This window comes from Microcoleus sp. Pol14D4 (genome assembly GCF_036701245.1).
Lineage (GTDB): Bacteria > Cyanobacteriota > Cyanobacteriia > Cyanobacteriales > Microcoleaceae > Microcoleus.
On record NZ_JAUBQM010000002.1, the window covers coordinates 91,604 to 105,426 of the forward strand.

Annotated in this window: 11 protein-coding genes; 8 read left to right on the forward strand and 3 right to left on the reverse strand. The window is 47.3% G+C overall.

The window, feature by feature from the left end:
- The first annotated feature begins 79 nt into the window (after positions 1-79).
- The 6 genes from rlmD to QUA33_RS01685 all read left to right on the forward strand — a co-directional run bounded on the left by rlmD (position 80) and on the right by QUA33_RS01685 (position 5,771).
- Positions 80-1,492, forward strand: a complete 1,413-nt coding sequence (rlmD, locus tag QUA33_RS01665) for a 23S rRNA (uracil(1939)-C(5))-methyltransferase RlmD (RefSeq protein ID WP_333145948.1) — start codon at positions 80-82, stop codon at positions 1,490-1,492.
- Positions 1,493-1,675: 183 nt separating this feature from the next.
- Positions 1,676-1,816, forward strand: coding sequence for a GNAT family N-acetyltransferase (locus QUA33_RS28165; protein WP_445243211.1), 141 nt, complete (start codon positions 1,676-1,678; stop codon positions 1,814-1,816).
- Positions 1,753-3,066: an SPFH domain-containing protein gene (locus tag QUA33_RS01670; protein WP_333145950.1), complete on the forward strand. Its 1,314-nt coding sequence runs from the start codon at positions 1,753-1,755 to the stop codon at positions 3,064-3,066. The genes QUA33_RS28165 and QUA33_RS01670 overlap by 64 nt, the downstream gene beginning before the upstream one ends.
- Before the next feature lie 248 nt (positions 3,067-3,314).
- A complete protein-coding gene (locus tag QUA33_RS01675; protein ID WP_333145953.1) occupies positions 3,315-3,632 on the forward strand; it encodes a YkvA family protein in 318 nt (105 codons plus the stop codon).
- Between the two features lie 143 nt (positions 3,633-3,775).
- A complete protein-coding gene (lpxD, locus tag QUA33_RS01680; RefSeq protein WP_333145955.1) occupies positions 3,776-4,816 on the forward strand; it encodes a UDP-3-O-(3-hydroxymyristoyl)glucosamine N-acyltransferase in 1,041 nt (346 codons plus the stop codon).
- A gap of 85 nt (positions 4,817-4,901) precedes the next feature.
- On the forward strand, positions 4,902-5,771 hold the full coding sequence (locus QUA33_RS01685; protein WP_333145958.1) for a CPBP family glutamic-type intramembrane protease: 870 nt from the start codon (positions 4,902-4,904) through the stop codon (positions 5,769-5,771).
- A 175-nt stretch (positions 5,772-5,946) separates the two neighbouring features.
- Here the strand turns inward: QUA33_RS01685 and cbiE are convergent, their stop codons facing one another.
- A complete protein-coding gene (gene cbiE / locus QUA33_RS01690; RefSeq protein ID WP_333145959.1) occupies positions 5,947-7,251 on the reverse strand; it encodes a precorrin-6y C5,15-methyltransferase (decarboxylating) subunit CbiE in 1,305 nt (434 codons plus the stop codon).
- A 280-nt stretch (positions 7,252-7,531) separates the two neighbouring features.
- A complete protein-coding gene (locus QUA33_RS01695) occupies positions 7,532-8,272 on the reverse strand; it encodes a DUF1868 domain-containing protein (protein WP_333097180.1) in 741 nt (246 codons plus the stop codon).
- A gap of 176 nt (positions 8,273-8,448) precedes the next feature.
- Between QUA33_RS01695 and holA the strand changes: the two genes are divergently transcribed.
- Both holA and QUA33_RS01705 read left to right on the forward strand, forming a co-directional pair.
- A complete protein-coding gene (gene holA / locus QUA33_RS01700) occupies positions 8,449-9,426 on the forward strand; it encodes a DNA polymerase III subunit delta (protein ID WP_333145962.1) in 978 nt (325 codons plus the stop codon).
- 229 nt (positions 9,427-9,655) lie between these two features.
- Positions 9,656-10,645: a hypothetical protein gene (locus QUA33_RS01705; protein ID WP_333145964.1), complete on the forward strand. Its 990-nt coding sequence runs from the start codon at positions 9,656-9,658 to the stop codon at positions 10,643-10,645.
- Between the two features lie 1,672 nt (positions 10,646-12,317).
- Here QUA33_RS01705 and QUA33_RS01710 read toward each other — a convergent pair.
- A complete protein-coding gene (locus QUA33_RS01710) occupies positions 12,318-13,817 on the reverse strand; it encodes a response regulator (RefSeq protein WP_333145967.1) in 1,500 nt (499 codons plus the stop codon).
- Positions 13,818-13,823: the final 6 nt, after the last annotated feature.

The window sequence follows — 13,823 nt, forward strand, 5'->3', positions numbered from 1 at the left end:
CCCGCTTCTTCGCTACGACTTATCTCAGGAAAGAGAGAGCGATATTGCATTACCATATTAAATCCTACCATGACTACTTGTGACCAAATCTAAATTCCCGACCCCAAACTCGACGAAATTGGCAAACCCTTGCCAGCAAGGTCAACTGATTGAGATAGAGATTACCGACTTGACCGACACCGGCGATGGAGTTGGTCGTTTTGGTGAGTTAGTAGTGTTTGTGCCTGATACCGTGACGGGCGATCGAGTCCTTGTCCGCCTCGTGCAAGTCAAATCCACCTATGCTAAAGGCAAGCTGGACACACTTCTGGAAGCCTCCGAACACCGCATCCGAGCTAACTGCATTGTCGCCGACAAGTGCGGTGGCTGTCAGTGGCAGCACGTAGATTATCCATATCAGCTTGCAGCCAAGCAAAATCAAATCATTCAAGCCTTAGAAAGGATTGGCGGATTTAGCAATGTGCAAGTTGATGAAATTTTAACGGGAAAAATCGAGGGATTTCCTCAATTTTTGGGATACCGCAACAAAGCGACTTATCCCGTGGCAATATCTGCAACAGGTCAAGTCCAAGCAGGTTACTATCAAAAAAGCACCCACAAATTAGTCAATCTCAATCAGTGTCCGGTGCAAGACCCGCGCCTCAATCCTTTGTTAAAAGAGGTCAAAGAAGACATCCACTGGCGGGATTGGCAAGTCTACGACGAAAAGAAACATACAGGAGAATTGCGTCACTTGTCCTTGCGAATCGGACGGCGCACGGGCGAGATGCTGCTCACTTTAATAGTTCGCACTGGAGACTTGCCGGGACTCGAAGAGCAAGCATCAGAGTGGCTGAAACAATATCCTCAACTGGTAGGTGTTTGTTTGAATATAAACCCCGCTCAAACTAATGTGATTTTTGGTGCTGAAACTCGCTGCATTGCGGGTCGTTCTTATCTGCGAGAAAGTTTTGCTGGTTTGAAATTTCAGCTAAGAGCTGATACTTTTTTTCAGGTAAATACAGAGGCGGCTGAAGCTTTGTTAGAGGTAATTGTAGGGGAATTGAATTTGCAGGGAAACGAGGTTTTAGTTGACGCTTACTGCGGAATTGGAACTTTTACTTTACCCCTGGCAAAACAAGTAAAAATAGCCATAGGTTTAGAAGTGCAACCGGCGGCGATCGAACAAGCCCAATTAAATGCTGAGTTAAATGACGTGAGAAATGTCGATTTTCAGGTGGGAACTGTAGAGAGTTTGCTGCCTTCCTTGGGATTGACACCTGATATTGTGCTGCTAGATCCGCCGAGGAAAGGGTGCGATCGCGCGGTTTTGGAAGCTATCAAGGAAATCAAACCAAATCGCATTGTTTATGTTAGCTGCAAGCCTGCTACTTTGGCTCGCGACCTGAAGATTTTGTGCGACAATGGGGATTATAAGTTAGCGCGAGTGCAGCCGGCGGATTTCTTTCCTCAGACTTCTCATGTTGAGTGTGCGGCTTTTTTGGTCAGGTGAATCAAAAGGGCGATCGATCCACTAGAGTTATTGCATAAATCTTTGATTAATAGGGAAACCCTAGATGCAACGCAGATAATTTAAAGATTTTTTGCGAATGTATGCACTTTAAGCCTAGTGAGTAAGTTAGTACAAATAAATATAAACTGGGGGTAGGGTTGAGCAAATGAAGCAGCGTTTGCTATCTTAGAATACGGGTTTCAAACTCTAGGACTCGATTGCATTGTAGCGCTTTCTAAACCGGAAAATATTGCTTCCCGGTGGGTGATGGCAAAAGTGGGAATGCAGTACAAACAGAAGGTGGGTTGCTGGGGTACAAACTAGATCCAGTCCGGCCTGAATCGCGGGGAGTCCAGAAGTATAGAATAAAGGTTGCGGAACCGGCACACCGCCCGATCGCTCGCCCCCAGCAATTTGTTACCCTAAAAATAGAATCTTCCCTCCCTCAACTCCCTCCCATGAACAACGCTTCTCCCCTAATTCAAACGATAACTCCAGAACGCTGGGCCGGGTTTAGTATGGACTTTATAGGGGCGGGTTACACGGGTTTGTTGGTCAAAAACGGCCGCGCCGTGCGTACCCTAAAATCCGGGCGGCATTTCAGCTTCGCCCTTCCCCTGCTGGAACAGTGTCAAATTGTCATCGTAGACACCAAACTCCGCAATTTGGATGTGCAGTCGCACGGAGATTTTTTGTCTAAGGATCGATTTTTAATTGATGCCACTCTGACTGTTATTTATCAAGTTATAGATCCGAAACGAGTAGCTTTGGAATTGTCCGATCCTCTCGCTGTTTTAGCAAGTGCAGTTAAGGATTGTATGGGATTAGCGATCGGGCAAATACCCCTACAACAGCTTATCAGTCAAGGACGCCTGTTGCTGCGCCAAAATTTGCTCGATCGCGTCCAAGATTTTTATACCCTAGGTTTTAACTTAGAAGACGTGCGAATTGGCGATGTCAGCTTTCCCGAAACCAACGGAGTTATTCGCCAAGTTGAGGGAATGAGTGCCCGACAGGAAGCAGAAAATGCCGCCGCCCTGCAAATGAGAATTGCCGAAGCAGGCCGTCCGATTGTTCCTCAATCTCCCGTACAGCAGTTAAACTTAATTTCAGGTAATTCTCCTGCGAGTCTTCCAGCTTCCGACACAGCAGCAGGGTTCGATCGCGATTTACAACAACTGACACAACAACTTGCTCAAAACAGCCTCCCTGCTGGGAGAAATCCTCCGCAACTTGCACCAACCGTACTCGCAAGCAGCGATCGCAAAACAACCGCATATTTAATCTACAAACTTTCTGGAGAGGCGATCGCCCTCACAGCCAATCCTTTTACAATTGGACGCGAACCAACCAACACTCTAGTATTACAAGATCCGCAAAGTTCGCGCTACCACGCTCAAATCCGCCGCGCCACTGACGAACTTGGCAAACAGCGGTATCAGCTTGTCGATAGCGGCAGTTCCAACGGCACTTTTGTGGGCGGGCAGAGGCTGGCTGCTAACGAGCCTTTTTGGCTACCAAATGGCTGCGAAATTGCGATCGGCGACCAAAAATGGATCTTTCAAAATTCGTGAGTGATAGATATGAATATTATTTAAAACAGCAGATAAACACATATTTATTCCATCGGCTTTCATCTGTCAGGTTTCTGTAGGGGAGTTGTCAAGAGTCGCCGCCCTTTCAATACAGCTTGACAACTTCTCCCTTCCCAATTCCCTATACTCCCAGGTAGAAGTCTCTTGCCAACCCTAGGGGGGATATCTCCACAAGCATTTCGAGCGACAATTTGTCAAGATTGAAAATATAAGTAGAGGACAACCCCATGAGCTTTTCTATACAATCTGTTTACAACTGGTATCGCGACACCCTCCGCAACCCCAAATACCGCTGGTGGATTATTCTGGGAACGCTGGCATATTTGGTAAGCCCGATCGACATTGCCCCAGACTTTCTCCCCGTCGTCGGACAAATTGACGATGTGGCAATTGCAGTCTTGCTGATTTCCGAAGTATCCCAAATGGCGATCGACTACTTTAAATCCCGCCAAACAGAGACAGCTTCAGCATCCGAAGCCACCGGTGCCCATTATTCTGAAGCCCAAGGCAGCACCGTTGACGTAGATGCAGTTTCTGTAAAATAATTTCCAAAAATAATCGATCGCTACAACCCCGACTTCTTCAAGAAATCGGGGTTTTTGTTTTTTAAATGGCAACTGCTCCGATCGTGCTCCAAAGCTGGTAATTTTAACTATGATCCATCTGTGTTAACAACAAATTTTTATAGATGAAGTTTAGCGAAATAGTAGAAAAACTTAACTCAGCCACCAGTCGCACCCTCACAGCGTCGGTTGCTACCGATCCGGAAATTACAGGCGCGGCCCCTGTTGATGAAGCTGCACCCGGTACTATCAGTTATATAGAAGGTGCTAAATTTGCCGTTCATACAGCCACTACAAATGCTTCGGCTTTAATTTTACCCTTAGATGAAAGTCTTCAAGCTCAATGTGACGATCGCAACATTGCTTGGATTGCCGCACCAGATCCGCGATTGCTGTTTGCTGAAACGATCGCCATTTTCTATCAACCGTTTCGCCCAGCATCCGAAATTCATCCCTCAGCCGTCGTTCACCCCTCAGCAGAAATTGGTGAAAATGTCTATATCGGCCCCCACGCCGTTATTCAAGCAAAAGTCAAAATTGGCAGCAACGTTTGCATTCATCCAAATGTCGTAATTTACCCAGATTCGGTAATTGGTGAAGGCACTGTTTTACACGCTAATTGTGTCATTCACGAACGTACTCGCATCGGGGCCAATTGCGTGATTCACAGCGGTGCGGCGATCGGCAGCGAAGGTTTTGGGTTCGTGCCGACAGCGACAGGATGGGTGAAAATGGAGCAGTCTGGCTGCACTGTATTAGAAGAGGGCGTTGAGGTTGGCTGCAACAGCACGATCGACAGGCCCGCTGTCGGAGAAACCCGCATCGGCCAGAATACAAAAATCGACAATTTAGTACACGTAGGTCATGGCTGTCAAGTAGGAAAAAATTGCGCGTTTGCCGCTCACGTTGGCATGGCCGGCGGGGTAAAAATTGGCAACAATGTAATTTTGGCAGGTCAAGTGGGAATTGCCAATCAAGCCAAAATCGGAGATGGGGCGATCGCCACAGCCAAAGCCGGAATTCACAGCGACGTGCCCGCAGGTGCGATCGTGACGGGCATTCCAGCAATTCCCCACAAACTATTTCTCAAAGCCACAGCAATCTACAACCGCTTGCCCGAAATGTACCAATCTTTGAGGCAAATTCAGCGCAAGCTCGATCGGTAGTCAATTGGCAGTTGGCAGTAGTCAGTAGTCATTAGTTAACAGTTAACAGCCAACAGTCAACATTATTATAGTTGCAACCCATTAAATGTGGAATAGTATAACTAACCTGCGACTGCTGTCGCCGTCAATACCAGCAATTGTCAAAATAATCTTGTTTTTCTCGACTTGGATATTTGTGTGGCTTCCCGCAGCGATTGTGCTGGCGATCGCCCTCAAATGGCATCCACCCCAACCCCTGGGAAACAAAAAACTACCTTTACTCGCTTCCCTCTACGTGATTGTCCCCTTCATATTATGGGCGACAAGTTGGATCGAAAACACATCTTTTGCCAACTGGGGTTGGGATTGGCAACCCGCAGTTTTGATTTCATTACTGCGGGGATTAGGATTAGGAATAATCAGCTTAGTAATTTTATTCAGTCTGCAATTAACCGCAGGCTGGGTCGAGCTAAAAAACAGCGAAACTTCCACCGAAACAGGCGAAACAAAAATTAAGTTTTGGAGTTTAATTTTTAACCCTGCTAGTCTGCTGACTCTGTTATTAGGACTGTGGATTAGCGCCACAGAAGAGTTAATCTTTCGCGGCTGCTTGCAAACAATCCTCCAGCAAGATTACTCAGTGCTAATCGCAGCAGCGATCGCCAGTTTCATTTTTGCGATCGCCCATCTAATTTGGGCAGCCAAAGAAACTCTACCGCAACTGCCCGGATTGTGGCTGATGGGGATGGTTTTAACATTAGCCCGCATCGCCGACAATGGCAGTTTAGGATTGGCGATCGGCATTCACGCAGCTTGGATTTGGGGTATAACTACCGTAGATACAGAAGGCGCAATTAATCCCACAGGCCGCGCACCGGAATGGATTACAGGAATAGCAGCAAAACCCCTAGCCGGTGCCGCCGGAATTCTGTTATTGCTAGCAACAGCAGCCGTAGTTTTGTTAATTAAAAATTAAAACCTAATACCCCAAACCCATTTAAAATTACCTCTTCTCTTCCTCTCTTCCTCTGCGCCCTCTGCGCCCTCTGCGGTAAAAAAAGATTAGATTCAATCAAGCGAGAACTAAAACCACAAAAAACACAGATAACACAGCCATTAATCTGCGTTAATCAGCGGTAAAAATTCAGACATTAATTCAAGTGTCGATCGATCGTCACAATCGAAACTGGCCGCAACGCATCAAAACGAGTTGAATTCCCCCCAGCCACAGAACGCGATAACTGCACTTGCACGATTCGGTAACTCCAGTGCGGTTCGCGGCGCACCCGATCGCCCATCCAGCTCAAAACAGTAGCAATATCCTCAAAAGCATCCAACGCCAGCACGATCGAGCCTCCAGGAAGCAGCCGCAGGGCGCAAACGCCCAAAATTTTAGTCAACCCTCCGCCACTACCGCCAATAAAAATCCGGTGCGGAGGACGCAAGCGGTGCAAGATTTCCGGGGCGGTTCCGTTAATCGAAAACACATTTTGCAGCCCAAAACGGCCGTAGTTGAACTCGATCGCAGAAGTACCAGAAACCGTTTGTTCGATCGCGTAAACCTCAGACTGCGGGAATAAACGAGCAATTTCGATCGACACAGAACCGTTACCAGCACCCACATCCCAGACAACTTGTCCCGGTTGCAAAGCCAATTGTCCCAGCACCAACACCCGCACTTCCCGTTCAACCGTCAAACCCGGCTTGTCGCCACAACCGATAAAAGCTGCATCCGGTATTCCCAACAAAGGCAACTTTTCCAGATCCAAAGGTTCTGCCCTCGGCGGGGACTCCCGCAGCATCACAACCACGCTCAGCGGTGCAAAAGACTCTCTCAGCAAAGCTTCCAGAGACTTGCGGCTTACCCGTTCCTCGGCCGCCCCCAAGTTTTCGCAAACCCAAAACTCGTAGCGTGTCGGCAAATCTAGAGCTTTCACCAAACTTGCCAGTACAGCCGGAGTGTGAGCTTCGTCCGCCAGCACCGCAATCTTCTCCACACCGAGCTTCAGCTTCGCCGTCAGCTCCTCAAAATAGCGTCCTTGAGAGCCTACACAATGAGCATCTTGCCAAGGGATTCTCAAGCGATTAAAAGCCAACTGCACCGAAGTGACATGGGGATGAAAAGTTAATTTTTCTGGCGGCAATTGGGCAATTAACAACTTTCCCCAGCCGTAGAACAGCGGGTCGCCGGCCACTAAAATTACGATCGGTCGATCGCGGGGTTCCACCGTCCCTGCTGAGGGTTCTAATTCGGGTTCAGTCGCCCACCACCGCCGAATTTCCAGAATTGCTTCGGTCAAATCTTCCAACGCCCAGCGCTCTCCATCGTGCTGGGGAAAATAGCTCAAATGGCGATCGCTCCCTATTAGCAGAGCGGCCATTTCTACAACCTGCCGCGCCGATTCGCTCAGCCCAGCAGCTCCATCTAAACCGATACCAACAACGTGTACTGTCACTTTTTAAGCAAAAAGTAAAAAACCAGAATTACTGATTTTTCCTGGTTTTTCATAAATTTTTTCCTTGACTTTACTGTCAAACAAAAATAATTAAAGCATTTAATAGCCAATATCCTGACTATTGTCACAAGCGAGAGGGGTAGAGGGGGAGAGGGGGCGAGAGAGTGGGAGAGTGGGAGATGGGGAGATGGGGAGAGTGGGAGATGGGAAAAAATCTTCCTTCTTCCCTCTTCCCTCTTCCTTCTTCCCTCTTCCCTCTTCCTTCTTCCTTCTTCCTTCGTTAAAACTCAAACACAGGCCAGTCCGGTTGCCGGAGGTAGGTGGTCATGTCGTCAAACTTCCGCAGTTCCACTCGGTGTACAGACAGTTCTTGCGGCGTGTCCAGCCATTGCTCGTTTAACTCTGACAGCAAAGCGCACAAGCGATCGCGGTCAAGGTTCGGCCCAACGTCCCCAAAATAAGCCAGAGTAATGTGGGCCGTAAAATGATATTGCTGTTCGATTCCCAAAGCCATTAAATCGGGATTTTGATAGATCGATCGGCGAAACTCCAGAATTTGCTTGTAAGAGTTTTCGTCCGTCGGTGCTAAACAAACACCCACAGCTCTAGTCATCACCATCAACCCCAGCACTATCCAGCGAATGGGAGGGCCCCCCGCCAAGGGTTTGCAGGCGGCAAAACGATCGGCCATGCGCGAGCGCAGTTGCTCCTCAAATTCGGGATTTTTATCAGAGGCATCTCGAAAAGCGCTGCTCCAAATCAAATCGGCTACGGTTAAATGGAAGCTATCAGGAGGCAGTGCCACGATCGCACCGTCCGCTATTTCATGCAATAGCCGTTGTTGGATCGAGTGCAAATTACTATAAAGTGCAGCATTTTCTGCATCTTCCCCAGCCGGCGGCGTAATCACCGAATAACCCGGAAAAGGTACAGGATCTCTGTGACCAGCTTCGTCCGGCTTAAATTTTGGAGATTCCTGAATGTGTTCCACCTGGGACTTGTAAGACTCCAGCAGCGTCATTCGCGCCACCCGATTTACGTAAGCTTGATAAGTATCATCCAATCTTGATTTCCTCGCGGTGACATACTCCCACACCAAATTTTATATTATGGCGCGGGCTTCCAACAGCCCAATTCAGGATATGTTGGACAAGCCTCGCGTGCAACTCTGATTTTTTGGGCTAGTGAGCGTTTTTCATGCAAATTTACCTGTTTTGGGGGGAAGACGACTTTGCGATGGCGCAGGCTGTGACAAGTTTGCGCCAAACAGTCCTCGACCCCAACTGGGCTAGTTTTAACTATGACAAGATTATTGCCGATCGACCCGACACTGTGGTCGAAGGGCTCGATCGAGCCTTAACGCCCCCCTTCGGTACCGGCAGCCGTTTTGTCTGGCTGGCAAATACGACTGTTACGCAGCAGTGTTCTCCAGAACTGTTAGCGCAATTTGAACGGACGCTGCCGGTGATTCCCCCTACCACCGTGCTGCTGCTGACATCCGTCAAAAAACCCGACAGCCGGCTCAAATCTACCAAGTTACTTGTCCAGTCCGCCCAAGTGCGGGAATTTTCGCCGATTCCACCTTGGAATGACAAAGAATTAGTCCAGCGGGTGCGCCAAGTCGCCGGCGAAATGAACGTAAAATTGACCGCCACAGCGATCGAACTTTTGGCCCAATCCATTGGTAGCGATACCCGCCAGCTATACAGCGAACTCGAAAAATTGTTGCTGTTTGCGGGCAACCGCAGCCAACCTCTGAACCCGGAAGAAGTTGCGGCACTGGTACACTGTCACGCCCAGAATACTTTCCAGCTAGCCGATGCGATTCGCGAGGGCAATACCTCCGCCGCTTTGGATTTATTGGCCGGCTTAACTGGCCGCAGCGAACCTGGTTTGAGGATTACGGCTGGCTTGACTGGTAAGTTTCGGATTTGGCTGTGGGTAAAGGCAATGATCCAAGCGGGCGATCGCGATGATAAAATTGCTCAAGCGCTAGATCTCGGCAATCCGAAACGAGTATACTATTTTCGTCAAGAAGTCAAGAACGCCAGCTTAGAAAAACTGCAAAAAAGTTTGCCTTTGCTGCTAGAGTTAGAAGCTTCTTTAAAGCGGGGCCGGGAAGAAATCTCAACCCTGCAAACCAAAGTTATAGAACTTTCTAGCTTGTTTCGCTGATGCGCGACAGCGCACAGGATCGGCCCCTTACTGTAAATTTTTACAACAAATTTCGATAGAGGCTATGTGCTTGATGCCGGATCACGGGTCAAAAGGTCAATAGATACTAGAAATACTCTCAGAATGGCAAAGTAGAAGTTAATGTGGTAAATAAATATTGTCCGCCGAACGCCGATCGGTTAATATTATTTGCCGGCTCTCCACCCCCCCCAAAAAAAGAGCGCTACCCATGACACAACAGAACCCGCGGGAACTGCTCAAGCAAGGCGATCCAAAAGCGATCGCATCTAGCATCAACCGTACACTCAAACCCAAAGGCATCAACGCCGATGTGACGCGCGACAACGGCTGCCTCCACATAATTCTGGAGGCAGACAAAGTACCGGATCAAATGGTATTGGTCGATTTCATCCGCACCGGCATGACGAAGCTGGGACTCGAATCAATTCACACTGTAAAGGTTTACGGGCGTCGAACAGGTGACGGATCGCCTGCGTGGGAAGATGAAATTGATCTGATGCCTGCAGGTTCCATGCCTTACCCCTTGGATAGTGGAATGCCTGACGACTCTGTAGGTTTAGATGATGTCGAACCCGAAGGCGGAGACTATTATCAAGAAGGAGAATTCGATCGAGATGACGACGAGGAAGACGAAGACGAAGACGAAGATCAAGCCCCGCCTCCGAAAAAACAATTTCCCAAATGGGTAATACCTGTGGGTATCTTAGTACCTCTGGCGGCGATCGCAGGGCTTTTCTTTACTAAAACTTTCCCCTTCGGCAACTCTAACCCAGAACCCATCGCCCCCGAAGCTGCTTCCCCCTCCCCCCAACCCTCATCTCCCCCTTCTAAAGCCGCTGTATCCTCTCCAGCCGCATCTCCAGGCACCCCACAGGCAGCCTCCCCTGCACCAAAACCCGCTCCCACTGCTGCTGCGCCAGCAAGCCCAGCTCCAGCTTCTCCTGCACCAAAAGCCGCCGCGCCCAAGCCTGACTCTTGGAGAGAAGCCGTTAACACAGCTCAGAAAGCAGCAATTTCGGCCCAGAAGGCTCAGTCTCAAAATGAGTGGATCGCAGTAGCAAGCGAGTGGCAGCAAGCGGTTAAGCTCATGAGAGCCGTACCGTCAACCAGCCCGAACTACCAAAAGGCTCAGCAAAAAGCCGCAGAGTATCAGGCTAATCTGATTGTTGCCAACCGCAGGGCAGCAGCAGCGCCTTAAGAGTTTTGAGTTTTGAGTTTTGAGTGGAATACTCGATGTGCTAAAAGTCAAAAGTCAAAAGCCAAAAGTAAAAAAACTTGTTTTTACTGAAAGCTTTCTTACTTTTGACTTTTTTCAATTTTATTAAAATTTCATTTAAGCTGTCGCGCATTTAAATTGCATATTCTCCGCGGGCGGGACGCCGACCCCAATTATTGTTTGATTGCTTTTTAACAGACAATTTCTGGGGGTTAACAAGGAAGCTAAAACCTTGACACAGAAGGGATGAGAGCTGGGTTCCCCAAACAAGATGGGTCTACTATAGTGACAAGTAAACCCACAAATCAAAAAAATACTAATGGAATTTAGTCACGAGCATCTAGAAAAAAATTGGGCTGCGCCCACTTCCTGATGTTGCTGCTTCTGGCTCAACTTGATTCAAGCCGAAAAAAAATTCAAACTAGAAACAATAGCAAGAGTCTTTCCAATCTGGATAACTTGTGAAGGAAGAGGTAGAAATTTACAAAGATTCTTGGATTTACGTACCTTAACGATTAGTAGCTTATTGTGGCTTATCATCAGTTATTGCCTAGAGAAATCGGCACCCAAAAAGTCGAAACATAAGTTATACCTAGCGATTGACCGCAGCCAGGGAAAAAATCTCAACTTACTAATGGTTCGCGTGATTTGGTCAAGAAAAGCCATTGCCTTAGCCTGGATATTACTGCCGCACATAGGCAATAGTAACCAGGAGGAACAAGAAAGTGTACTCTCCTCAGTTTTAGCAATATTCAAAAATTATCAAATAGTGGTGCTAGGAGACCGCGAGTTTTGTTCCCTAGATTTAGCCACCTGGCTCCAGACAAGGAATGTCAGATGTTGTTTAAGCTTGAAAAAAGCGACTTTTCTAGAAGTATAAAATAAAATTTGGCAGCGATTAGATGAGTTGCCAATTAAACCGGAATTGCTTTATATTGTCAAGGGAATAAAATCCGTAAATCCGGCCATTTTCAGGATTTTGTCGTGGCAGCTACATGGAAAATAAACTACTGCAATCAAAACACAAAATAGCCTTGGTATATCTTGACTAATCAGGTAAGTTTAATCGTCGCCATTGAAGCGTATAAAAAAAGAATGGGGATTGAAGAAATGTTCCGAGACTGTAAAAGTGGGGGCTATAATCTAGAAGGCACTGGATTAAGAGAAAACCGATTGAACTCAAGGATTTTGGTGATGTCTCTGGCTTATTTAAAGTCAACCCTGCAATGAGATGAAATCAACTGACATCAAAAAAAAAATATGTCTGTCGTCCCAAAGAAGCCGGGAGAATTTACTGAAGATGCAGTACATTTTGTGTGGATTTAAATGGAGAAAACTGCGTTAAAAACTGGGAACAATATCACCAATGGACTGCATAATTAGCCAGTAAATCCCCCCATAAACGCCGCTTTTATCAGAGAGGTATAAGGGCGGAAACCATTATGCGCTTTACCTCGTAGCTCTCTTGTTACCCCTTCAGCGATCGCACACAACCACCACGAACCCTAGGTTTTTTAGTTTGTGATCCCTGGGAAGACGATCGTTGGCGAGGAAACTTGACAAGCAGCAGCCACACAACTTTTGTTAAGCTTGCTAGATTGGGGAGTAGTTTAAAAAATTAACCCTATGAATTCACTAACTTTTTTGGAGAACATCAAGCTGACAGCGACAAGACAGGAGACTCCTGCCGAATCGGAATCTCAATAGTAAACTCTGTTCCTCTGCCTGGTGCAGAAATACACCCCAAGCTTCCCCGGTGTTTTTCCACTACAATTTGCCAGCTAATCGACAACCCAATTCCTGTGCCCTTACCGGGGGGTTTTGTCGTAAAAAACGGGTTAAATACATGGCGACGAACATCTTCCGATATCCCCGGCCCATTGTCAACAATTCGGACAGCTACGCAATTGCTGCTGGTTATTTCTGTGCTAATCCGAATCACGCTAGGATTCGCTTTAATTTCTTCTAGCGCTCTCTGCTTGTTCCACTCGTCAATAGCATCGATCGCATTTGCAAGTACATTCATAAATACCTGATTCATTTCTCCCCCATAACACTCCACTTCGGGCAGGTTTGGGCAATAGTCCCGCACCACTTCAATCGAGGGGCGGTCTGACTTAAATTTTAATCGGCTCTGTAAAATCATCAGCGTGCTGTCGATACCTTCGTGAAGGTTGACCGATCTCATTTCATATCCTTCTTGCCGTGCGAAGAGGCGCAAAGATAAAACGATTTCGCGGATGCGATCGGCTCCTAAGTACATCGATTTGAACATTTTAGGCAAGTCGTCTTTGAGATAATCTAGCTCGCTTGCTGCGATTTCTGCTTGTATATCTGGAGCCGGATTAGGATAGTGCTTTTGGTACAGGTCAATGATAGTGACCAAAGCTTTTGAATATTCCATAGCATAGGAAAGATTTCCATAAATAAAATTAATTGGATTATTGATTTCATGAGCTACACCAGCTACGAGTTGACCTAGCCCCGACATTTTTTCGCTTTGAATGAGCTGGCTTTGCACCTGCTTGAGTTCGTGCAGGGAATTTTCGAGCTGTAGGGCTTTGTGTCGCTCTCGCGCTTCCGATGCTTGCAAAGCTGCTTGTGCAAGCTTGCGTTCAGCAGCCTCCTGCTTGAGGCGTTCGTTCGTTTGGGAAAGTTCAGCGGTGCGCTGTTCTACTCGCGTCTCTAGTTCTTGTGTCAAAATTTGTAGGTCGGCTTGCGCTCGCTCGCGCTCGACAATTTGCGCCTGAAGCTTTTTAGTTAGATTTCGCAGATTCAGGTGTGTGATAGCCCGAGCTAAAACTTCTTCCTGTTGAAGGGGCTTAGTGATATAATCAACTCCCCCCACATTAAAGCCTTTGACTTTGCTTTCTGTATCGTCCAGCGCGGTCATAAAAATGACTGGGATATCTTTAGTTAAGTCATTTGCTTTTAGATGTTGACAGGTTTTAAACCCGTCCATCTCTGGCATCAGAACATCCAACAAAATTAAATCGGGCTGAGAATATTGCACTTTTTTGATAGCGCTAGACCCGCTGCGAGCTACCCAAACAGTGAAGCCTGATGCGCTCAAAAAATCCAATACTGAACCCAGATTAGTGGGCGTATCATCCACAATTAAAATGGTTCCTCTGTCTAAAGATTCGCTAGTCATTTTTAG